The sequence below is a fragment of the Shewanella oneidensis MR-1 genome, assembly GCF_000146165.2.
GTDB lineage: Bacteria > Pseudomonadota > Gammaproteobacteria > Enterobacterales > Shewanellaceae > Shewanella > Shewanella oneidensis.
This window is the reverse complement of the sequence record NC_004347.2, coordinates 364,294-388,264: the sequence shown is the minus strand read 5'-3', so window position 1 is coordinate 388,264 and position 23,971 is coordinate 364,294. Positions and strand designations below refer to the sequence as shown.

The window sequence follows — 23,971 nt, the reverse complement described above, 5'->3', positions numbered from 1 at the left end:
AGGTCTATATGAGTCTGAAAAAATCACATAAGAGTTATCCGCAGGCATTTAAAGATGAAGCCGTCTTGATGGTGCTGGAGCAAGGTTATAGCGTTGCCGATGCGGCAAAGTCTCTTGGAGTTAGCACGAGCCTGCTTTACAACTGGAAGGAAAAACACGAAGCCCTGCAACAAGGCATCACCTTAGAAGAGTCTGAGCGTGATGAGTTGAAGCGATTGCGTAGAGAAAACAAAGAATTACGCATGGAGAAAGAAATTCTAAAAAAGGCAAGCGCCTTCTTTGCGAGAGAAATGAAGTAAGATTTCGTTTCATCAAACTGCAATCTCACCTGTTTCCCATAACACTGTTATGTCGAGTAATGAGTGTCAGTAAGTCAGGCTATTACGATTGGCATAAACGCCCTGCAAACGTGATAAGCGTTGAAACACTGAAGCTTTATCGCCTTGTTCGACAGCTATTTAAGCAAAGTCGAGGCAGCTTAGGGAATCGTGAAATGGTGAAGAAATTGCGCAAGGAAGGCTACCAGGTTGGTCGCTATCTCGTTCGTAAAATTATGCACCGCCTTCGACTCAAAGCAACCCAGCGATGTGCTTACAAGGTGACGACACAGCGAAAACACTCAGATGCAGTGGCTGATAACCTGTTAAACATGAACTTTAATCCAGTATCGGCTAATCAGGTCTGGGCGGGTGACGTGACCTATTTAAAGACGGGTGAAGGCTGGATGTACTTAGCTGTGGTGATGGATTTATATTCACGCCGGATTGTGGGATGGCGCATAGACAAACGCATGACCACAGATTTGATATCCAAGGCATTAATAAAAGCCTACAACCTGCGACAACCAGCGCGAGGGCTGGTATTTCACAGTGACCGAGGCTCGCAATATACCAGTAAACAATTCGGTAGGCTGCTATCGAGCTATGGTATCCGAGCCAGCATGGGTGATGTGGGTGCGTGTTGGGATAATGCCGTTGTTGAGCGATTCTTTGGTAGCTTGAAACACGATTGGATTTTTAAAGTTGCTCAACCAACAAGGGAGTTTATGAAGCAAGATGTGACGGCTTACATCAAATATTACAACTTGGAGCGACTTCATTCTGCTAATAACGATCTGTCACCTGTAGAGTTTGAGAATTCTCAAGTAAAAGTGTCCAGTTTGGGTTGACCAGTACACCACTCATCAAATTTTGAAAGCCGAACTTCTCCAGTTCTCGCGCCATAAATGATTAAAAACCTGCATAAACAACGTAGGTAAAATGACATTTTCCGGCCATTTATGTGATTGAGTAACTCTCGAAGCTCCATATCAGATAAGATTCTATCGCCTTCATTCTGCTTTGTACCAACATCGGCTCTAGTCAAATCATCTAGGGCATGGCTAATCGCGTAACGTCGAACACGACAAAACTTTAACGCTTGTTTCGCGCTCTGGAGTACTGAACCAGCCGTGTATGGGCATGCCTTTTGACCTAATTTAACGTCACCTCTTCTTATCCGATCAAAGCACTCAATCCAATGACGGGTTTCAGTGTCAACAAGTGAGTAATTACCAATATATGGATATATATGCTTTGCAAATTGCAACCTGACTGCATCAGGGGTTGCACGATTATCTTCTACGTATTCTTTGATCCAGTAATCTAAAGCCTGTTTAACTGTCACAGGAACTAAAGACTCTTGTCGTGCCATATCTCTTCTGATTTTCGGATCGAACCCTTGAGCAAGCCATGTTCGACATTCTTCCATAACATCCCGAGCCTGCCTAAGTGATAAATCTGGGTAATCTCCCAAATCTATACGCTTGTTTTGCCCCTTAATCTTGTAACGAAACTGGAATCTCATTTTTCCAGTAACAGAGACTCTAACCCCTAACCCTTTTCCATCAGAGAGAGTTAAAGTTTTATCTTGGGGCTTGCCATGATATGCACGTAAGGACTTTTCAAAAAGCATGTTTTTTTGCTCACTAACGGTTAAATTCGGGAAAATTCCATGACCCCCATATGTACCCCCATTTAACCATAAGAACCAAAACAACCCAAGACCATTAAAAACCAAAAACGACATTAACAATTGATAAATAAGGATTATTTTTTCAAACAGAATCAAGAGAAATCAATTAAAAACATAGAAACAGATAATACGGCATGAACTAATCTTTTCGATTAAGTGATTGTTAGAAAAGGGGTTAACCTACAAGGGTTAGCCCCTTTTCGCATTATATGCCCCCCATATGTATCCCGAATATCGCCTTATACCAATCACATTAAATATCTAATCAGTTCAGAGCCTCACAGGCATCTCAATCCAAGGCGCATTGACGAAGAAATGGTTATTCCCTTTTAAGTCAATGTAACACAGGAGTGAGATGCCTGTGAGGCTCCCGAAGGGCGGGGTTGAACGTGCTTTATACTGCGTTTAAGGCTTTCGACAGAGCGCCACTATGCCTTCAAGCCTTCGCCTTGTCTAAAGCCCGTTTAACTCCCGCTGAATGAACAGATATTTAATACGATTGGTATTAAAGCCCCAGTATCTGCTGCAGCTCTTGGTGCGAGCTCACTTGATAATGTGGGGTGATCCCCGCAGGCGCAGCATGGCCATGGACGTTGTACCAGCAAGTATGAATACCAGCATTGATACCACCTTGGATATCGGAATGCGGGTTATCACCCACCATTAATACTTGCTCACGCGCTGGCCGCCCCATTAACTCAAGCGCATGCTCAAAAATACCCACATCGGGTTTGGCGATGCCGACTTTTTCTGAAATCACTAAAATATCAAAATGATGCTGCAAGCCTGTTCGCTGTAAACGCACCGTCTGCAACTCAGTAAAGCCATTAGTGATAATCCCCAGTTTAGCCTTACCATGCAGCGCCGAGAGCAATTCGCGCGCCCCAGGCAGCGGCGCACAAATCTCAGCCATGGCAGTTAAAAATGCACTGTTTAAGATTTGTGGCGACACGTTAAGCTTTGCCGACCAAGGCTCAAAACGGACAGTTTGCAGCTCGGCGGCGCTGATATTGCCATCCTGATAAGCAACCCAAAGCGGTTTATTTACCCTTTGGTATTCCTCAAAATCGGCCTGAGTAAACTCAACACCAAAGCCAGCAAACATCAAGGTTAGTCCTTCAAAGGCATCGAAATAAAATAGCGTTTCATCGGCGTCGAAAAGCACCCAAGCATAGGGTGTGGCCGAGGAATAGGTTTGGTTTGAGGACAAAATAACACTCCCAATAACAAACGGAATCAATTAATAAGCACGAAAATAACTATGCTACAAACCCCAAAATGATCAACACAACTGCCAATCGCAACCTAGACTAAGTTCTCGCGTATCGTAGATAACTAAGCAACCAGCTCGATACAAGATGATGAGATTGAACGGCAATTAACGCCATATCACAACGAGCAATTCGCGTGCTTTACCTGCGGCGTAGGTTGCTTCAACCGATTAAGGAACACGACACCCGCTAACATCAAACATACTCCAACGAGCGACGCCCAATGAATGCCGTTAGCGCTAGATATTATATCCAGCACAACGCCTGTCAGCATCTGCCCACATATCACGAGTAAAGTACAACGCATCACCCCTAACGATGGCAATGCCCAACTATTTAGCACGACAAATAAAGCACCAATGACTCCACCAAGGTACAAATACACTGGCGGCTGCCCTTGTAACTGATTTGCACCATTCTCTAGGCAAATTATCCACGCACTCAACAATACAAATCCCACAATATGATTACAGCAAGATGCGATTAACGCATGGCTATGTTTTGCCAAAGCACCATTAAAGGTTCGGCTTAAGGCAATTAAACCGCCATTAAGCAGTGCGATAAGTACCATCAATTCCATTCAATTTCCCCTGATACACCAGCTAGTGTGAATAAATCACTAACATGGCTCCCAACAAAATCATTACCATAGCAATGACTTCCGTGAATCGAATGCGCCGCTTAACGACACCGAAATAACCGCAACAGTCGAATATACAGCTCAAGATTAACTGCCCCACAAGCATCAATGCTAAGGTGCCAGCCAAGGCTAATTCACTGTTGACTGTGACAGCTGCCAACACAACCGTCGCAGCACCAGGAACACCACCTAAATACGCCCACCAAGGTAACCGTGATAGATTCGCATCGGCATTCAAAGCCGACTTGGCTTCTTTACCCATCAGCATTTTTCTCAGTAAAAACAGCATCAACAATACCGTTATTGCCCCAATACCATGAGCCATCCAAGATGCCCAAAGCGGTGAGCTATACATAGCAAGCTGGCTATTGAGTTTAATCATTAATGCCAGTAAAACGCCGGAACAGAGCGCCACAAAGGACATCAATAAGGTCAGTTTGTTTGACACTTGCATCAAAACAGTCCATCCACTTTTGTTGCAAAATAGTCTACAGTGATAGTTTATGCTTTATAATCCACCGTAATAGAAACTTATTGTTGAGTTATAGCTAACAATTAACATTGATGATTTCCGCTTTAAGCAAGATGCAAGTGAAGCTCTAAATCCCCTCAGACTCAACTTAAAGTTATAAGATACCTACAGCCGAGTCTCGGCTGTTACTACATCGTTTTATAAAGGAAGCCCTGCATGGAACATTTTTCAGCTCTGCCCATTTTTGTCACTGTGGTCGAATGCGGTAGCTTTTCATTGGCAGGACAAAAGCTTGGACTCAGTAAATCGGCGATTAGTAAACGTATCAGTCAGTTAGAGCAGCACTTAGGGATTCAACTATTACAACGCACCACCCGCAGCTTGAGCCTAACCGACGCTGGCGCGCGCTATTTCGAGTACATTCGCCCAGCGGTGCAGCTCACCCAAGAAGGATTAGATGCCATCTCCGAATTGCAGCAAACACCTAGAGGCAATTTGCGGATTTCAGTACCTATGGTGTTTGGCCGCTTGTATATTGCACCTTTAATAGCCGAGTTTTTAAAACGTTACCCCGATATCCAGCTGCAAATGCAGATGGATGACAAGATCACAGATTTAATCGCAGGCGGCTTTGATTTAGCCATTCGTATCGGCGAACTGCCCGACTCCAGCCTTATCGCTCGCAAAATTGCCCCTTGTTTGAGCGTGATTTGCGCGTCCCCCGCGTATCTAACTCAGCACGGTTTACCCATGACGCCCTGCGAGTTAACTCAGCATAACTGCTTGTTTTACAGTTACTTTCAAGATGGTGTGGAATGGAGTTTCCACAGTCCCGATGGCATGCAACGTGTTCAGCCCAAAGGCAACTATCAGGTCAATAATAGTGATGCAATCAATCAGGCCTGTCTCGATGGTCTCGGCATCGCCAACCTACCACGTTTTATTGTTGAGCCGGATCTGCAAACCGGACATTTACAGGCGTTACTTACAGACTATCCGCTACCCGAACATGGCATTTACGCCGTGTATCCACAGCGAAAATACCAACCGACCAAAGTGACGGTATTGATTGAGTTTTTGATGGCGAAGTTAGGACAATACTAGGAAAATAATATTTAACCCACTGCCAGTTTAGCCGCGTCATGCCACATTACATCAGGGATTGGCTGTTCTAATCGCCATGTAACATTCATGGGTTGTGAACCGTTATGGCTGACATAATGTACTTTGCCAAAATTCACAAATCCCATAGTGCGGCCATTTCCATCTTTTGACTGCTCTCGAACAAACAACAACACGGTTTTCCCCAGCTTTTGTTGCTCAATATAACTCAGACCTCGACCACGTTCTGGCCGTGCACTATTTTGCGATTGCCAGTGGAATAGATGCTCACTAATCGCATAGTCGTGATACATGGTTGTCGGTGAAAACTGCTTCTCTGATTTATTTAACGTCACAAATAAACACTCAAGGTTTTGCTCACTAATCGCAAGCACACCTTCCCTTGAAGGCGATTTAGCTGCAAATGTGCTTGCACCCATCGCCGCTAAAATTTGCTCACGAGTATAACGAGAGTGCACTTTCAACGCTGTGGGTTGGAGTAATTCCAAATCCATTTCTTGATGATGTATTCGGTTAATCAATATAACCAATACAGACAACAATTCTTCCTGTAACGGTTTATTGCGTAACATCTGCAAGCTAGCCGCTAAACTGTTAACGTTTAAAGCCGCTCCTGACTTATCCCAAAAGTTGTAATGACACATCAAAGCAAACTGATTTTGAATAGGATCCAACCCATTAAAGACAAAATCATTTTGGCATAACTGTTTGATAAAGATTAAATAGGATATTGAAGTACAACTGAGTAAGTGGAAGTTAATCGCGCGATAATAAGCCTTGGCTAAATCAGGCTGAACTGCAGGCTCTGCAATCTTATTTCCCTGTACGGCCTCGGCTAATAAGGTCCATCCACTTTGGCCATTAATCTTTATGCGATAAATGTCTTCAAGACTCACTTGCGGGTTCATGCGTAAAAAGTTGCCTAACGTGAGCGGCAAGTCAGTTTGATGTTTAAAGTTTGCCATTAGACTAGTTAATCGATTGGCATTGAGCGTTGCGCGGCTAATATTACGCAAAATCATCGACTGCGCTTTCTCCTCAAGTTCAATTCGGCACCCTAATGGTAGATGCGGAAAATCATTGAGAATTTCATCTTTAATCGACTGATTGGTTTTACCGACTAACGCTCTAAATTTCTGTGAAAAATCATATTCATCACGTGAATTGCCAACAAAATCTAATATCGTACAGCACTGTTTATCATCAGTAAGACGCAAACCTCGCCCAAGTTGCTGCAGGAATATGGTCAAACTTTCCGTTGGCCGTAAAAATAACAAAGTATCCACCTCTGGGATGTCGACACCTTCGTTGAAAATATCCACCACACACAAAATGGATAATTTGCCACTAACTAAGCTCTGCCGCTTTTCGTGGCGCTCTTCACTATTATCGCTGGTCAGCACATCGGCGCTAATCCCCGATAAATTGAACTTTTTCGCCATATACTCGGCGTGTTCCCTACTGACGCAAAAGGCTAACGCCTTAATACTGTCTATATCAGTTACGGTTTCAGCTAGGCTGCGAATAATACGCGTCACACGCTGATCATTATGAGTGTATAAATTACTCAGTTCAGCAACGTCATATCGGCCACGACTCCAATTTAAGTTGCGAAGATCTGTCTCATCATCGATCGCAAAATATTGAAATGGGCATAAATGCCGTTGATTGATGGCTTCGGGTAAACGTATTTCTGCGGCAATCACACCGCAGAAGTCAGCCAAAATATCGACACCATCATGCCGTTCAGGGGTTGCAGTGAGCCCAACTAAAATAGTTGGCTCAAAATGCTCTAATAGTCCTCGGTAACTACTCGCAGCAACGTGATGGACTTCATCAATCACAATATAATCATAAAAATCAGCCGCTAATGGCAGGTTATCAAGTTGCAGATTCAAGCTTTGAATAGATGCAAATAAGTGCTTGTAACTATTTGGTGTATGCTCTGCCACCCATAGCTCGCCAAATTGATTGTTCTTTAACACACCGCGATAAGCGCCGAGGGCTTGCTGTAATATTTCTTGCCTATGGGCAACAAATAGAAAATTGGCTTCTGGATGTTGTTTATAAAATCGCGCGAAATCGAACGCAGATATAATAGTCTTGCCCGTGCCTGTGGCCGCGACGATGAGATTTTTAAAACGACCATGAACGCTTCGCTCTACTGCAAGCTGTTCGAGGATTTCTCGCTGATGCGCAAACGGCTTAATGTCAAAATGAAATGAGCTCGGTTCAGTGCTACTGCCTTTCGCTTCTTTGAGCGCATTGTTTAACTTTTCTTTACTGCTCGCATCACCGCTAAAAAGCTCAAATTCGTTCGATTCCCAGTAAGTTTCAAAGGTACTGAGTGATTTATCAATAATGTGGGGAATTTCTTGGGTGGTGATCTTAAGGTTCCACTCAAGCCCGCTGGTTAATGCAGAATGCGATAAATTTGAAGAACCGATATAACCAGTATGAAAACCCGTATTTCGTAGGAATAAATAGGACTTTGCATGCAGCCTTTCACGTTTAGTGTTGTAACTTAATTTGACTTGGGTATTGGGTAAGCAGGCTAGAAACTCGACAGCTTTAGCATCAGTCGCGCCCATATACGATGTCGTGATGATGCGTAACTCTTTACCACTGCGTGTAAATTCCTCAAGTTCATGCTTAAAGATGCGAATCCCCGCCCACTTGATAAATGACACCAGCCAATAGATTTTATCTGATGAGCGGATCTCACGTTTAAGCTCACTTTCAAGTGATAATCCCGCATTACTCCCGCAAAAGAGCTCACTCTGAGAGAGCCCCGTTAATGGAAATATAGCGGCCGTATATTTAGGTAAATCAGTCGCTATCGGGTTTTGTTTGTTAAAAAGAGCCGTGAGTATCCGACCTTGGCTATCAATGAGATTTTCATCAATAAAATCATCATCGTTAATGTGCTCTTTGAGCCACATCACTAACCGATTAGCCAAACTGATTTGATTGATAACTTGGTTTTCATCTGCAGGAACAGAATTAATCACATATTCAATTACTTTGGTCAGAAAACGCGAAAGCCAGACACTTGCCTCAGCAACCTCTAGCTTCCTTTCTCCAACAAAAAATATGTCCTTATCTAAACGCTGCTCAATGAGTTGAGTAATAAGCTTTTCGTAAATCCCGACCTGTTCCATAGCCAGATATGCCCCAAGACTAACAATCAAAGTTGTAGCGAATATATCACATAACAATTTGATTCAAATTGCGATTTGTAGAATGGTTTTGTCTTTTTCGATAGGGAGTTAATACAGCCTAGGCTTTAAACTAATCGATTACTTACGACATAGGCCGTAATTACACACGGGAAAGATGTTCGGCAAATGAGTATTCCTCCCCACAAAGGTAAACTAGCCTCTACTGCCCACTCGGCAATAAGTACCTCGTACTTCGGCCGCCGGCGTCGGCTTTTACTAAAAAGCCTTGTTCGACCATTTGCGCAAGGTGACGGGTGGCGGTGGCGCGGCTCACCTTAGCGACTTTTTGATACTGGCTACTATTCATCCCTAATTCAAAATCGCCATCTAACATCCGATTGAGCACTTTGGCTTGATCTTGACTCAATAAGGATTGATCGACATTTTGCCAATACTGCGTTTTCCGCAGAGTCTTGTTCACATCTGCCATCGCATTGAGTAAACAATCATTGAGGATTTCAAAAAACCATACTAACCAAGGAGTAATATCGACATCGCCCCTTTGAGTGGACTCTAAAATGTCATAGTAGGCTTGGCGACGCGCAAGAATACTGACCGACATAGCGTAAAAACGAATCGAGCGTTTTTCCGCTTGCGCCAAAGCTAAATCGGTCAATAAACGCGTGATGCGCCCATTACCATCATCAAGCGGATGCAGAGTCACAAACCAAAGGTGAGTTATCGCCGCGCGGATAAGCGGATCTAAACCCAGATCTTGCCTTGATGCATTAAACCATTCGATAAACTGCGATAGTTCAGCGTCCAAAGTCGCTCGAGAGGGGGCCTCAAAATGCACCGTTGGTTTATCAATCCGGCCAGAGACAACCTGCATAGGTGTATCGCCACGCAGCGCTCCACCAATAACGGGGTTAAACAGCGTATAACCCTGGAGAAATAACTGTTTATGCCAACCTAATATCCGCTCAAGGGTTAACTCTGTATCTAAATTTTTTAAGGCATCTAGCATAATGTCAGCCAAACCATCGGTTTGCACTGTTGTCGGATACGGTTTGTCTTCGGACACACCGAGTTTTTTCGCCAAGGATGAGCGCACCGAAGCCGCATTGAGCTTTTCACCTTCAATGGCACTGGAATGGATAATATTAGCGAGTAAGGTGTCGAGTGCCGCCGCTGATGTTAACTGGCTGTCGTCGTGACTTAGCATTTGCTTGCCAAGCAGTTGGCCCTGATTGAAATAGACCTGACGTAGCAGGGCATCAACTCTGCTGGCATTCCAATGAAATTTAGGCCAATCGGCTTGCTGCCAAATCCACATATCCTACCCCATGAGTCAAATAACAAGCCTATTCTACTCACATAATGAGTCAATTAACAAACCTATTCGCCTCACTAAATGAGGCAAATAATACAAGTAATCGCCTCACCTTGCCCAAATGCTTCTAACATAAAGGGATTTATGCTGTTGATTGCCTCTACAAAGCAATACCGACGCAACGCCAGCTTTGCGCTGCCAAAACCTGTGCACTGCGATATACTGCCAACGTTGATAAAACGCTAATGTTAAACCCCAATTTACACACCCATCGCGACCACGCTGACAACAATGCTGAGCCCAATCCATGCCTGATAACCCAACTATTGCCACCCTTCCCGATTCTCAAGGGCATAACCATCGTGCAGATGTGCAGCTCAATCAGCTACAGTGCGATTCAACTAAACCAAATGACATCAGGCCAAATGCAATTATGCCAAGTGCAATCGAGCCAAATGCAATTAAGCATGAATCGGTTGTTGCCGAGCAAAAACAGAAGGTTATTTTTATCGGTTTGCCCCGCACAGGGACGACGAGCGTAAGCGTGGCATTATTAGAGCAAGGCTTAAAAGTGGCACATATGGCTTTTACTAAAGCAGCCTTTATGCAGGCAGATGCGATTTCCGATGCGCCTTGTTTTAGCGATTTCAAACAGTTAGATAAACTCTTCCCCGATGCCAAGTTTGTCTATATTGAGCGCGAGTTAGACTCTTGGGTGCCGTCGATGCAGATGTTACTCAGCCGAATGCTGCCACATTTGGATGCCAAAAGCGGTCGATTCCACCCAATCATGAAGCGCAGCTTTCGCCATAGCTTTGGCGTAGGTGTAGTCGAAAATCCGCAGGATGAACAACATCTTATCGATTGTTATCAACGTCATAAAACTGAGGTGGTTAACTACTTTGCGGGCAGACACGACTTACTCTGTATCGATGTTAGCCAACAAGGTGCCCTCGGTCAGCTATTGGCTTTTATGGGCCTAGCCGCTACCGAAAATCAGCAGAACTTTCCTAAGCTCAATGTCGGCCGCAATGTGGCCAGTTGGGATGAATATAAACACCCGAATAAGATCAGCGCCAATGCCTCGGGGCCAGACAAACGTAAGTTCTTTGATTATAAAATCTAGAGCCTAGATTCTAGATTAATCATTATTTTTCCGACGCTTGACCACAGTTAACCAGTCGAGGCTCACGCCCGAGATTGCGTTAAAGCCGCGGATACGGAAGATAAGTTGCAGTAACTGCGGCCGAGGCCTGACTTTAGGTTCAACAGAGCGCGGAATAAACCACAGTGTCACAAATGCGCGCAGTATGGTCGACACTAAAAACACCACAAAAATCGGGCTACTGAGCCAAGTATTCCAACCCGACCACACTAAAAAATCCGCCGCATGGGAGGCAATCGTGCCGCCAACCATCGCCCCCACAAATACGAATCCCGCACTGAGTGACGCTTGCAGCGCTGCATAGGTCGCAAAGTCACTGCGAAAGGGACGAATATCATAAAGGTAATTGGCGGTACTTAAGGTAAAGCCGCTCCACGCCAGCCCAGAAAATGCCTGAATGAGGAGAATATACAGATAGTTATCGGAAAACAGCCATAACAATGGCAAGCTTGGGATCATGCAACTGGTAATAATCATCACCAAACGATTGCCGAATTGATCGCTAAATCGCCCCCAAAACTTTAGCGTCACAAATTGAGTCGCTATCGAGGCCACGCTCGCGAGCACAAATTCGATGTAGCTAAAGTGCAGGTCTTCCAGCATATACACGGCGAAAAACGGCGCCGATATGGCCACCATTGCCTGCATACTGGCCACAAACAAGCTGTACTGGCGAAAGGTTTTATCCTTCCATGCGCCGCGAAAATTGCGAATGGTTTGGATAAACACGCCGCGCTGCTTGGCTGCGCGCGGTTCGGGATCGTGCATTTGCAGTAATAACCAAGCCGAGACAAAACGCCCCATGGCGGCGATCGAAAACAGCAGCGTAAAACCCAACCACGCCATTTGCAGCGAATCGGTAAAGGTCAGAATGCCGCCACCAATAAAGAACACGCTTAAGGATGCGCCCATCGTGAGTCGCGTGCGCGCCGCAAAAAAAGTACCACGGCGACGTTCAGGTACAATCGACCCCATCCACGCACGCCAATGGGGTTGGATAAGATTAATAAAACCGTGATACCCCACGGCAAGTGCGATAAATATCCATACAGCGTGATCGGGACGAAAGGCCGCTAACGCGCCCATCGCCAATACCACAACCGCCTGCAAAGTTGCGCAGCAAACGATAAAACCGCGACGGGAAAAATGGCTCGCTAACCAAACAGACACCAACTGTGAGAGCGCACCAAATAACTGCGGCAATCCGGTCACAAAGCCCATTTGCGCAAGACTGGCACCGAGAAAAATCGCGTAAGCGTTAAAAAAGTTATCGCTGGTTGCCGTCATCATCGATGAGGCAACGGCTTCCTGCTGTGAGCGACGCAGGGTACATCTTAACCAGAGATTTCTGGCGCTACGGCGCGCGCAAGTTAACGCAGTGGGTGCAACATGGGAGCCCATTCCAAACCAAATCCCTATGAAATTTGAAAACTTATTGGGCGATTATGTCGTATATAGGCGAAAAACAAAACGCCCCATTCGGGGCGTTTGCTAAAAGAAAGCAGACTAGAAACAGGCTTTAAGTTCAGCCTCTTGGTCGAGCAGGCTTTGATACAAGGTAAACTGATTCGCCGCTCTATCCAGATTATGGCCCTCACGGTGCACGTGGAAATATACGTCGCCATTCAGATAATCCGTTAAAAAACGCACGCCGATCATCAAGCAAATGACTCGCGCCCCAAGCCAAAGGCTGCGTTTTTCGACCTCAGTTAGTACCTCGGCGAGCTCACTTAAATAGCCACGACAAATGGCAGCAAAGATCGACTGGCGCACTTTAACATTTTCAAGGGCGGTAGAATCTTCTTCCTCGGGCGAACAGAAAGTACGCACCATATCGCCAAAGTCATACATCAGATGACCCTTCATGCAAGTGTCTAAATCGATAATCGCCATGCTCGACATGTCGCGCTTATCAAACAGCATATTGTTGATTTTAGTGTCGTTATGGCAGATCCGCAGCGGCAACTGTGGCGAGATTTCGGCTAGTTCATCCAATAAACTCTGCTGCGACAGCGCGTAATCAACCCATTGACGGCACGACTCTAAACGTTTGGCTTTATCCTGCTGCACCGCTTGGCGCAGCATTTCCATCCGCCCAGGCAAGTGATGAAACTGCGGGATCACATCTTCAAGCTCAGTGGCGTCAAAATCACTTAATGCACAGGCAAAATGACCAAAAGCCTTGGCGGCCATTTCGGCTTGCGCTTCAGACTTCACCACTTCGATACTTAAACTATGGGGTAAATAACTGATCGCACGCCAAAACCCCTGCTCACCTAAGTCGATAGCAAGTTCACCCTCTTGGGTAAGACAAGGGCTGACCACTTGCAGACCATATTGCTGCTGTAATGCCTTGGCGCATAAATGATGGCTAATTTTATCGGCATTCCTCACCAGCGCCTGCGGCGTCTTAAACACTTGAGTATTAATGCGTTGTAAAACCAGCTCACCCGTAGGCCAACGCACTAATAAGGTGTCGTTAATATGACCATTCCCTAACGCTGAGATTTTTGCCTCGTCGGCTTCAATTCCAAAATGAGGCAACACTGACTGCCTAATGAGTTTTATCACCCAATAACTCCATTAATTTTTGCTTTACCCAGACAGTATCCTGCGGATAGGTCACACCGAGCCAAGGCTCGCTGGCCACATCAACATAGACGGGCACACCTTGCTCAATTGCCGCCTGAACCACCGCGGGCAAATAGCATTCCGATTTCGGCAATTGGCCCTGTTGTTCAATAAATGCGGTTAATTGCTGTTTAATAACATTAAATATGCTTGGCGAGAAGCCCCAACAGGTCATGGATACCAGCGACTGTAGAGGAAGCTTTGCCAATCCATTTGGGCCTTCGCCAACAAAACCATCATCTTGCGCTTGAATATTTAACCACTCGGCGACAGAGCGTAACTGCCCCTGTGCAACTTGGCATAAGCCACGATTTACTCCGCCATGCTCAGATAACGTCAGCTCGATAGGATAAGCCACCATCATCCAATCGTTAGGTCTGGCGGTTAATCCCTTCGCGAGTGAGGCAAAGGCGCTGTCACCGTAAAAATCATCGGCATTGATCACCGCCATTGGCCCTTTTACCCAATCGCGGGCACACCAAAGCGCATGTGCTGTCCCCCAAGGTTTTAAACGATGGCTGAGATCAGCAAGCTTTGCGTCTTGTGGCAAATCACTTAATGACTGGTAACAAAAGTGATATTCAAAGTTTGCGGGTAAAAACTGCGTCAATATCCCAGTAAGTTCCGCCTCAAGCTCTGGGCGGATCACTAAAACAGCGCGCTGAAATCCACTGCGGATAGCCGATAAAATAGATAACACCAACATGGGTTCGCCCGAAGGGCCAAGGGAGGCCAATTGCTTGTCGCCACCAAAACGGCTTCCTAGCCCCGCCGCCATAATGACTAAGGTCAAATCTGTATTCATGTGGGATTGAGTTTTCAGTTCGTATTAAAGAAATTTTCCCGAACCTCGCCGTCATCGGCTATGCGAGCGCATGTAACACAAGATCGGAGAAAAAGAGGAGCAAAAGTGTAATCTACCCCTCTAATCCTGACTAGCATTTAAGCTGATTTTTTATCTATTTAACGGGCTAAATAAGTTCCAAAGGCACGGTTTGGCTCTAAAACTGCTTGGCTGCCCTTTAAACTGAACTTGTAGCCACACAAACCAATGCTGCCACGGCGGGCTAAATCGGTAATGATACTGGCGGTATCTAGCGGCGTGAAACGCGCCTCAGTTGCAGAATCGGCAAGCAAATCCACTGTGATAGTGCGATATTCAGTGCCATTATTAAACACTAATGCACTACAACTCTTATCGCCCTTTGCCGTGGCAATAGACCACAGATTTTGCGGCTTACCCTGTTCGCCCAACCAGCGAATAATTAACACATCTTGCTCTAACGCCACCGAAAAACCGTCGGGCAGATCTAAGGTCACACGATCGCTTGCAGCAATAGGTGCTGAAGGCACGGAAGGAACGGCTTCTTCGGCCGGCGACTCATCGGAACTAGGCCATAATCCCCACACTAACAGCACTAACAATACCGCACCCGCCCCGCCGCCAACCGGTAACCAGTAACGGCGTTCCAGCTTAGGTAATTTAGGCAATTTAATGTAACGACGATAAGGGGCGAAAAACTCCGCAACGCCCCTAAACAATTCGGTCATAGAACCGGATTCTTTAGCTTCGGCGCGGCGACGACGTACTTCTTCAGCATGCTCGGTATCATTAAATACCTCAGCATCGTCATTGGGATCAAAGCGCCATACCGGCTCATCACGTTGCTCAGCATCAAGCGGCGCTCGTTTAACATCTTCGTCCGGTAAATTGACCTGCACTCGATCCACATCGGCGATGTCGATTCGGGCTTGCTCCACTCGGCCCTTATTCGCGGGATGAAAATCGGCATGACCTTCAACTACGGTATCAGGCACCACAAAATCCGCTGGATTGGCAGTCATCTTGGTTAAGGCGTCAAAGCGAAGCTCATCTTGTCTTAGTACTTCAAGCTCTGGAGCAGTCACCGATGGTGCAATGGTTGGCTCTGCGTGGGTATCAGCCACTACCGGAGCAGTAACAGGAACATCCACTGACGCATTAGGCGCCGCATTTTGCGCCGCGGCCGCCTTTGGCGTGATCACAGGTTCAACTCGGCGGCGAGGGATCGCCTGCGAGGTTGGCGTATCGAATGCCGGACCATAATAACCAAAACGGTAATCCACTAAGGTTGGCGAACTAAAACGAGCGCCCCAAAACGTTGCGCCAGCACCCAACACTAACCCTAACATTGCCAATACTGGCGGTGCCGCCACGATATGCAGCGCTAATAACACAATAAGCGGCAGAATAAGCACCACCACTAAGGCCTTAGGCTTAGCCGCATCGGTTAAACGACGCAGCGCAGTTAAGCTAAGCAAAGGTAGGCCCACTAGCGCTAAAAGATACATTAAAAAGTTCGCCCCAAATGCGGCGACAGCCAATGAAATGCCTAAATAGACACCAACACTGATAGCAACAAAGCGGGGGCGGGAATCACGCCCGTGAAGGCAGAAAAGAGATTTTAACAGCACGACCCTTCCTTTATAGTGAAATAATCCAAGCGCACACGACCTTAAATGCCGTATAGGCATGAGCGTAACGAATTTAGCTGCAATTGTCAGTGCAATATGGCGCTAGACATATAAAAATGCTGATAATAGGGCGTGTTGACGTTTCAGGGTTATTTTTGCAGCAATTTGGCTGACTTTTATGCAAGGCAAAGTCCGTGCAGTGTAGTTATTCTACATAAACGGACGATAACGCAGCAGAAACGTCAGCCAAATGCTGCCCGAAGGGTTCGTCTGGCAAGCCCTTGCTCTTTGTCACTCGTCATTTGAGTAGAATAACTACACATCATTCCTCGTTTCGCGAGCACGAGCTTGCCAGAACGAACAAAATTTAATCTCGAAACGTCAACACGCCCTAATAGGCTAAAACTAAATTAGGCTTAAATCTCAAGTTCACTAAGCCTTAGATACCTCTGATTTTAAGCATCAGTACTTTAAGTCACACTAAACAATAAAATGAACCAACAAGACCCGTTAACAATCGTAACAAACAAATAGACTACAATTGCCGGGTAACTACCCCTAGCGTTTTTAAGGTCAAAATCTGTATAATACTCGGCTTTCTGGGCCCTTCTTGCGTTAACCAACTGGATATTTAGCTCATGACCGCACGCGGAAATTTATTTATTGTGTCAGCGCCAAGTGGTGCGGGTAAATCCTCGCTAATTTCGGCATTGTTGAAAGACAAACCTGCCGATATGCAGGTTTCAGTGTCGCACACCACCCGCGCGCCACGCCCTGGTGAAATCAATGGTCAGCACTACCATTTTGTTAATGTTGAAGAATTTAAAGCACTGATCGCGCAAAATGCCTTTTTTGAGTGGGCAGAAGTGTTTGGCAATTACTACGGCACATCGCGCCATGTGATTGAGCACACCTTAACCCAAGGTATTGATGTGTTCCTCGATATCGACTGGCAAGGCGCCCAGCAAGTCAAAGCGGTTATGCCAGAGGCCATTGGCGTATTTATTCTGCCACCCTCACGGGATGAGCTAGAGCGTCGCCTGACCGGCCGTGGCCAAGACAGCAAGGATGTGATCGACAGCCGTATGGCACAGGCGGTTTCTGAAATGTCGCACTATAAAGAATATGATTTTATTATCGTCAATGACGATTTTGACACAGCACTGGCGGATCTGCGGGCGATCATTCGCAGCCAACGCTTAACGGGTGCTAGTCAGATCCACGCGCAAAATGATATGCTTAACGATCTGTTGGCAGGCTAACTGCCATAGTGTACAATTTTGCGTCATTTTTTCCCTAGATAAACTGGAGTTTCAACACATGGCTCGCGTAACTGTAGAAGACGCCGTAGAACAAATCGGCAACCGTTTTGATATGATCCTGGTTGCGGCGCGTCGTGCTCGCCAAATCGCCGTGCAGGGTAAAGACCCTATGGTTGAAGAGATGAACGACAAGCCAACGGTTATCGCCCTGCGTGAAATCGAACTAGGTTTAGTGAATGCTCACACTTTAGATGCTGATGAGCGTCAAACCGTGCGTGAGCGCGAAGCTGCTGAAATCGCAGCTGTTGCAGCCATCGCTGAAGGCCGTTCACTATAAGTCTCATTGAGTCACACCTGTTTGGGTAAAGGAGAGCTGCCACTTGTATCTGTTTGAAGGTCTAAAGGAGTCTGCTTCCGGTTACTTAGAACCTGAACAGGTAGAATTGCTCAAGCAGGCTTACCAAGTTGCGCGTGATGCCCATGAAGGGCAAATGCGCACTAGCGGCGAACCTTATATTACCCATCCGGTTGCGGTCGCCCGCATCCTCGCCGAAATGCGTCTCGACCATGAGACGCTGATGGCGGCATTGCTGCACGATACCATCGAAGATACCTATGTCACCAAAGAAGATTTAGCCGAGCGGTTTGGCGAATCGGTGGCTGAATTGGTTGAAGGGGTGTCTAAGCTCGACAAGCTGAAATTTCGCGATAAGAAAGAAGCTCAAGCAGAAAACTTTCGCAAAATGATGATGGCAATGACGCAGGATATCCGCGTTATTCTCATCAAGCTTGCCGACCGCACCCACAATATGCGCACCTTAGGCGCACTTCGTCCTGACAAACGCCGTCGTATTGCCCGTGAAACCCTAGAGATTTATGCGCCGATAGCCAACCGACTTGGTATTCACAATATCAAGACTGAGCTAGAGGATTTAGGCTTTCAAGCCTATTATCCCATGCGCTATCGAGTGCTGAAAGAAGTGGTGAAAGCCGCCCGCGGCAACCGTAAAGAACTCATTCAAGGTATTGAGGCTGCGGTGTTAACCCGCCTAAACGATGCGGGCATTAAAGGCAAAGTCAAAGGCCGCGAAAAAAACCTCTACTCCATCTACAACAAGATGCAGAGTAAAGAGCTGCAATTTCAAGAAGTCATGGACATCTACGCCTTCCGGGTGATTGTCGACTCCATCGATACCTGTTACCGCGTGCTCGGTGCCATGCATGGCCTGTATAAACCGCGTCCTGGTCGCTTTAAAGACTATATTGCTATCCCAAAAGCCAACGGTTACCAGTCGCTACATACTTCCCTGTTCGGCCCACATGGTGTGCCCGTCGAGATCCAAATACGTACCGAAGATATGGATCAAATGGCCGACAAAGGGGTTGCGGCACATTGGGCCTACAAAGGCGGCGCCGAAACCGGCCAAGGTACAACAACCCAAGTCCGCGCCCGCAAATGGATGCAAAGCTTGCTGGAACTGCAACAGAGCGCCAGCACCTCCTTCGAATTCGTGGAAAACGTTAAAACCGAACTCTTCCCCGAAGAGATTTATGTGTTTACTCCCGAAGGCCGTATTTTAGAATTACCGGTTAACGCCACCGCCGTCGACTTTGCCTATGAAGTCCACACCGATGTGGGTAACACCTGCGTTGGTGCCCGCGTGAACCGCCAAGCTTATCCGTTAAGCCAGCCATTAATCTCCGGCCAAACCGTTGAGATCATTACCGCCAAAGGCGCGCGCCCGAACGCTGCTTGGCTGAACTTTGTGGTAACAGGTAAGGCCCGCGCTAAAATCCGCCAAGTACTGAAAAGCCTTAAGGGTGATGACGCGATTGCACTCGGTCGCCGCCTGCTCAACCATGCACTCGGCAAGACTAAGCTCGATAGTATTCCAGCGGAACAGATTGAAAAAGTCGTGCGCGATACTAAGCACGCTAGTTTAAACGCCTTACTCGCCGATATCGGCCTTGGCAATGCCATGAGCATTGTGATCGCCCAACGTTTGATTGGCGATAATCTTGAGAATCAAGAAAGCCGCGATTCCCACCAGATGCCAATCCGTGGCGCCGAAGGTATGTTAGTCACCTTCGCCAATTGCTGCCGCCCCATTCCGGGTGATGCGGTGATTGCCCACGTGAGCCAAGGCAAAGGCTTGGTGGTGCACATGGAAAACTGCGCTAACATTCGCGGCTATCAGAGCGAGCCAGATAAATATATTCCCGTCCAGTGGGACAATGTCGAAGGTGTTGAATATCAAGCGAATCTGCGGGTGGAAATTGTTAACCACCAAGGCGCATTGGCCAAAATCACCTCGATTATCGCCGCCGAAGGCTCGAACATTCACAACCTCAGCACCGAAGAGCGCGATGGTCGGGTTTATCTGATTAACCTGCGGATTTCGGTGAAAGACAGGATCCATTTAGCTAACGTGATGCGCCGTATCCGGGTACTGCCCGAAGTGCTCCGCACATCCCGTAATCGTTAATCCACTTATTTTAGAGAGAACGTCATGGCAGAAAAAATCATTATCGCGACTGAAAACGCCCCTGCGGCAATTGGCACTTATTCTCAAGCGGTAAAAGTGGGCAACACTGTGTATTTATCAGGCCAAATTCCGCTAGTGCCAAGCACAATGCAAATCGTGAGCGATGATTTTGAAGCGCAAGTCGTGCAAGTGTTTGAAAACTTAACCGCTGTTTGTACCGCTGCTGGCGGCACTATCAACGATATCGTTAAGCTCAATATCTTCCTGACGGATTTAAGCCACTTCGCCAAAGTGAATGAAATCATGAGCCGCTATTTCAGCCAACCTTATCCAGCCCGTGCCGCTATCGGTGTGAAGCAGTTACCCAAAGATTCGCAAGTCGAAATGGACGGCGTGATGGAGCTGTAAACTCTTCAGTTTTAAGTTTTAAATAACCCATCAATCAAGGTTGTCGATGAATTGACAACCTTATCTAAAGACTGCTCCCCCCTCTGACTCTTAGCACAATACCAAACAACCTGAAAATGCAGGCTTAAAGTTGTTAGGGCCACAAAGAAATCTGCCTCATTTACTGAATGAGGCAGTGATCTGCTAGCAATGCGCTACATCATGGGGTAACGATGTTGAACCAGAAGTTGAACTTATCAAGCATGCTGAAGAAGTCGTTAAACTTCTGCTGATCCCCTTCAATCTTAATATCACCGCTGGCAATCTTTTGCTCCAACGTGACCTGACCGAGCTGAATATCATCCATCACTTTTTTGCTTAAGGTAATAGTTACATCAGGCTTAGTTGCATAGCGTGTCGTATGATTAAGCACAGCGTTTTCCAGACTCAGGGTATGTTTCTCGCCGATGTCAGTGAAATTCATGTTGATGATCATCTTTTTACCAGCAGCCTTTTCTGGATTGATACGCACAGACAGATACTCAAACAACATAGTTGGGGTCATTGCACGAATGGTATCTGGTGTAGCAGTCACAGTGCCACCACCGGAAGGAACGCCATTACGTAACTCATAAGCGCCTTGCAGATAGACTGAGCGCCATGGGCCAGACTCGGCCTGATAGCCCAGCTGTTCCAACGCATCAGCAAGCAAGAGCTTGCCCTCTTTATTGTCTGGATTAGCAAAAACTAGATGCTTGAGCACTTCTGCGACCCAACGATATTCACCCTTATCAAAGGAAGCTTTGGCTTTTATCAATACCTCCTTTTCGCCGCCCATAAACTCGATATATTTGGGACCGACCATTTCAGGTGGTAGATTGTCCAAATCCGAAGGGTTGCCAGAGTACCAACCCATATAGCGTTGATAAACGGCGCGACTGTTGTGACGCAAGGTACCGTAATAGCCACGGTTCGGCCAGAAGTCATTGAGCTCAGGGGGCAAAACAATTTGCTCCGAGATCTCTTCGCCAGTGTAACCCATGTTCATCAGGCGTACTGACTGGTCGTGGATGTATTTATATAGATCCCGCTGCTTCTTGAAATAATCAACAATATAGGTGTTTCCCCAACGTGGCCAATGATGGCTCTGGAATTTAACTTCTGCCTGAGAGCCCCAAATTTCAATTGTTTCATTGAGGAAGCTTGCCCACTTCAGAGAGTCACGAACCTGAGCTCCCCTTAAAGTGAGAATATTGTGCATAGTGCTAGTGGTATTTTCTGCCATCCAAAGAGCCTTGCTATCGGGGAACCAAGTGTTCATCTCAGCAGGGGCCTCAGTGCCAGGTGTCAACTGGAACACCATGCGAACTCCATCTACGGTGACCTCTTCCTCTGTTTTTTCAATTAATTTAGTTGGCAGCAGTAAAGAAGGTATTCCTGTTGAAGTCGTTTGCCCTAAACCACCATTGACTCCCCCTTGAGGATTACGGGGTAATAAAGCTCCATACATATAGATAGCACGACGAGCCATGGCATTACCCGCGATAACGTTTTCAGAAACTGCGTGCTCAGTAAATCCCTCTGGAGCAATGATTTCGACCTTATTTCTCAACACTTCATCTGGCGAAGCAAATAACCCAGCAGCACCGCCGTAATGGTCCACATGAGAATGACTATAAACCACTGCAGTCACTGGACGCTCTCCCAACGTCTTGTTAATAAAAGCAAGTGCAGCTTTGGCGGTTTCTGGAGAAATAAGCGGATCGAAAACAACCCAGCCCTTTTCCCCCTCAATAAAGGTAATATTTGAAAGATCAAACCCACGAATCTGATAAATCTTATCAGTCACTTTGAATAAGCCGTACTGCATATTGAGCTGGGCATTACGCCACAGGCTGGGGTTGACAGTATTCGGTGCAACCTTATCGAGGCCTATATAAGTCTTATATTGCTCCAGATCCCAAACGACATTGCCCTTGTCATCCTTAATAGTCAGAGTTTCAGGTTTAGCAATAAAGCCTCGTTGAGCGTCCTCAAAATCTTGTTTGTTATTAAATGGCAAAGTTTTTTGCACATTTTGATTAGCTTTTATCGTGAATTCAGAGGCTGGTTTAGGAGAAACAACGGCCCATGCTGACTGCAGTAATGAGGGCGTTCAAAATTCTGTGTCAGGCTAATTTTTAAATTTCTAGCACGCTATCTAAACGTCCTTCAAAATAAATCGCTAACTGAGATAAACAAAGGCTCCAATTGTGGATTGGCATAGTCCATTTATCTGAGGCGTTTAATATGCCTGCGTAAAGTAGCTTCAACAAGCTATTTTCATTAGGAAATGCACCTTTGGTTTTGGTGAGCTTTCTAAATTGGCGATGCACAGCCTCAACCGCATTGGTCGTGTAAATCACTTTCCTGATATGTTCTGGGTACTTAAAATAATGGGACAAATTATGCCATTTGCGACGCCAAGAGTTGATTACCAACGGATAAGCATCACCCCATTTGGCCTCCAGTTCGTCCAATGCCATCTCTGCGGCTTCTTTACTCACGGCTCGATACACAGGCTTTAAATCAGCCATAAACGCTTTCTGATTTTTTGAGGCGACATACTTCATTGAGTTGCGGATCTGGTGGATAACGCATAGCTGTGTTTCCGTATGAGGGAAGATACTGGCTATGGCCTCAGGGAAACCGGTCAAGCCGTCAACACAGGCGATAAGAATATCTTTTACACCACGATTATTAAGATCGGCCAGTACGGATAGCCAGTAATTAGCGCCTTCATTTTCGGATAAGTGAAGCCCTAAAATTTCCTTTTTTCCTTTCATATTAAGCGCTAACAATGTGTAAACGGCTTTACTGACGTAACGCCCATCCTCTTTGACTTTATAATGTATCGCATCAAGCCAAACGATAGGATAATGGCTATCTAATGGGCGCTGTTGCCACGCTTTAAGTTCGGGGATGAGTTTGTCGGTGATGGCGCTTACTGTTGCGTTAGACACATTGAGCCCATACATATCTTCAACATGTTGATTAATATCGCGATAGCTCATACCTATACTGAACATCGATAACACTTTACGTTCGATTTCATCGGTTAGTGTAGTTTGATTTTTCTTAATCAACTGAGGCTCAAAGGTGCCATTGCGGTCTCTAGGCGCGTCTAACTCAAAGTTACCGGACGGATGCTTAATGGTCTTAGGGGTTTTGCCATTTTTACGATTAGGCTGAGGATCATGCGCTAAATGCTGCTCAAGCTCAGCCTGGAGAGCCGCTTCAGTGAGTTGCTTGATCAGTGGGCCAAGAATGCTGTCTTTACCTGTGAGGCTTTTACCTGATTGCAGATCTTTAAGGGCTTGTTCGAAGTTAAAAGGTTGGGTCATGTGTCATTCCTGTTTTTGAATATTTTACTGAAATGACACAGAATTATGAACACTACCGCAGTAATACTGAACTTGATAGAAATAACATCGCTATAGTTTGCGGTATAAGCTTAAGTTTCATTTGTATAACTCCAAAAGACCATTTAGGGATGGATGCTATCAAATGTTAGTATCTCGCTAGGAAATGTAAA

General features: G+C 46.1%; 19 protein-coding genes. 7 read left to right on the top strand and 12 right to left on the bottom strand.

What is annotated here, in order from left to right; genetic code table 11:
* Window positions 1-8: 8 nt before the first annotated feature.
* Window positions 9-1,168 (top strand): IS3-like element ISSod1 family transposase gene (locus tag SO_RS01795; RefSeq protein ID WP_141135407.1). Its coding sequence is split into 2 segments (ribosomal slippage): window positions 9-258 and window positions 258-1,168, totalling 1,161 coding nucleotides; the frame shifts between segments, so codons are not numbered across the junction.
* On the opposite strand, the gene SO_RS01790 is transcribed toward SO_RS01795, so the two are convergent.
* The 4 genes from SO_RS01790 to SO_RS01775 all read right to left on the bottom strand — a co-directional run bounded on the left by SO_RS01790 (window position 1,141) and on the right by SO_RS01775 (window position 4,378).
* On the bottom strand, window positions 1,141-2,109 hold the full coding sequence (locus tag SO_RS01790; RefSeq protein ID WP_164925593.1) for a tyrosine-type recombinase/integrase: 969 nt from the start codon (window positions 2,107-2,109) through the stop codon (window positions 1,141-1,143). The genes SO_RS01795 and SO_RS01790 overlap by 28 nt on opposite strands.
* A 409-nt stretch (window positions 2,110-2,518) precedes the next feature.
* On the bottom strand, window positions 2,519-3,223 hold the full coding sequence (gene yjjG, locus SO_RS01785; RefSeq protein WP_011070735.1) for a pyrimidine 5'-nucleotidase: 705 nt from the start codon (window positions 3,221-3,223) through the stop codon (window positions 2,519-2,521).
* A 179-nt stretch (window positions 3,224-3,402) separates the two neighbouring features.
* A complete protein-coding gene (locus tag SO_RS01780; protein ID WP_011070734.1) occupies window positions 3,403-3,864 on the bottom strand; it encodes a DMT family transporter in 462 nt (153 codons plus the stop codon).
* A gap of 22 nt (window positions 3,865-3,886) precedes the next feature.
* A complete protein-coding gene (locus tag SO_RS01775) occupies window positions 3,887-4,378 on the bottom strand; it encodes a DMT family transporter (RefSeq protein WP_011070733.1) in 492 nt (163 codons plus the stop codon).
* Between the two features lie 234 nt (window positions 4,379-4,612).
* On the opposite strand from SO_RS01775, the gene SO_RS01770 reads away from it, so the two are divergent.
* Window positions 4,613-5,500 (top strand): LysR family transcriptional regulator, encoded by an 888-nt coding sequence (locus SO_RS01770; RefSeq protein ID WP_011070732.1) that lies wholly within the window; start codon window positions 4,613-4,615, stop codon window positions 5,498-5,500.
* Between the two features lie 11 nt (window positions 5,501-5,511).
* Here the strand turns inward: SO_RS01770 and SO_RS01765 are convergent, their stop codons facing one another.
* Together SO_RS01765 and SO_RS01760 are read right to left on the bottom strand one after the other, a co-directional pair.
* Window positions 5,512-8,679, bottom strand: coding sequence for a DUF3427 domain-containing protein (locus tag SO_RS01765; protein ID WP_011070731.1), 3,168 nt, complete (start codon window positions 8,677-8,679; stop codon window positions 5,512-5,514).
* 220 nt (window positions 8,680-8,899) lie between these two features.
* Window positions 8,900-10,015 (bottom strand): Fic family protein, encoded by a 1,116-nt coding sequence (locus SO_RS01760; protein ID WP_011070730.1) that lies wholly within the window; start codon window positions 10,013-10,015, stop codon window positions 8,900-8,902.
* A gap of 304 nt (window positions 10,016-10,319) precedes the next feature.
* Between SO_RS01760 and SO_RS01755 the strand changes: the two genes are divergently transcribed.
* Window positions 10,320-11,138: a sulfotransferase family protein gene (locus SO_RS01755; RefSeq protein WP_011070729.1), complete on the top strand. Its 819-nt coding sequence runs from the start codon at window positions 10,320-10,322 to the stop codon at window positions 11,136-11,138.
* 15 nt (window positions 11,139-11,153) lie between these two features.
* Here SO_RS01755 and SO_RS01750 read toward each other — a convergent pair whose 3' ends face one another.
* From SO_RS01750 to SO_RS01735, 4 genes are all read right to left on the bottom strand, one after another.
* Window positions 11,154-12,578: an MFS transporter gene (locus tag SO_RS01750; RefSeq protein WP_011070728.1), complete on the bottom strand. Its 1,425-nt coding sequence runs from the start codon at window positions 12,576-12,578 to the stop codon at window positions 11,154-11,156.
* 105 nt (window positions 12,579-12,683) lie between these two features.
* Complete coding sequence (locus SO_RS01745; protein ID WP_164925592.1) at window positions 12,684-13,748, bottom strand: phosphotransferase enzyme family protein; 1,065 nt, start codon at window positions 13,746-13,748, stop codon at window positions 12,684-12,686.
* Entirely contained in the window at window positions 13,732-14,613 is an 882-nt protein-coding gene (locus SO_RS01740) for a nucleotidyltransferase family protein (RefSeq protein WP_011070726.1), read from the bottom strand. Before SO_RS01740 ends, SO_RS01745 begins: the two co-directional genes overlap by 17 nt.
* 158 nt (window positions 14,614-14,771) lie before the next feature.
* Window positions 14,772-16,262, bottom strand: coding sequence for a hypothetical protein (locus SO_RS01735; protein ID WP_011070725.1), 1,491 nt, complete (start codon window positions 16,260-16,262; stop codon window positions 14,772-14,774).
* Between the two features lie 638 nt (window positions 16,263-16,900).
* Between SO_RS01735 and gmk the strand changes: the two genes are divergently transcribed.
* Genes gmk through SO_RS01715 form a run of 4 tightly spaced genes read left to right on the top strand, consistent with a single transcriptional unit; the run spans window position 16,901 to window position 20,418 of the window.
* The gene (gene gmk, locus SO_RS01730; RefSeq protein WP_011070724.1) at window positions 16,901-17,524 is read left to right on the top strand and encodes a guanylate kinase; all 624 of its coding nucleotides are present in this window, start codon (window positions 16,901-16,903) and stop codon (window positions 17,522-17,524) included.
* Window positions 17,525-17,582: 58 nt separating this feature from the next.
* Window positions 17,583-17,861: a DNA-directed RNA polymerase subunit omega gene (gene rpoZ / locus SO_RS01725; RefSeq protein WP_007651394.1), complete on the top strand. Its 279-nt coding sequence runs from the start codon at window positions 17,583-17,585 to the stop codon at window positions 17,859-17,861.
* A gap of 43 nt (window positions 17,862-17,904) precedes the next feature.
* On the top strand, window positions 17,905-20,010 hold the full coding sequence (gene spoT / locus SO_RS01720; protein WP_011070723.1) for a bifunctional GTP diphosphokinase/guanosine-3',5'-bis pyrophosphate 3'-pyrophosphohydrolase: 2,106 nt from the start codon (window positions 17,905-17,907) through the stop codon (window positions 20,008-20,010).
* A gap of 24 nt (window positions 20,011-20,034) precedes the next feature.
* Entirely contained in the window at window positions 20,035-20,418 is a 384-nt protein-coding gene (locus SO_RS01715; RefSeq protein WP_011070722.1) for a RidA family protein, read from the top strand.
* Window positions 20,419-20,617: 199 nt separating this feature from the next.
* Here SO_RS01715 and SO_RS01710 read toward each other — a convergent pair whose 3' ends face one another.
* Window positions 20,618-22,471, bottom strand: coding sequence for an alkyl/aryl-sulfatase (locus SO_RS01710; RefSeq protein WP_238560542.1), 1,854 nt, complete (start codon window positions 22,469-22,471; stop codon window positions 20,618-20,620).
* A gap of 106 nt (window positions 22,472-22,577) precedes the next feature.
* Window positions 22,578-23,780: an IS256-like element ISSod4 family transposase gene (locus SO_RS01705; protein ID WP_011070721.1), complete on the bottom strand. Its 1,203-nt coding sequence runs from the start codon at window positions 23,778-23,780 to the stop codon at window positions 22,578-22,580.
* Window positions 23,781-23,971 lie beyond the last annotated feature (191 nt).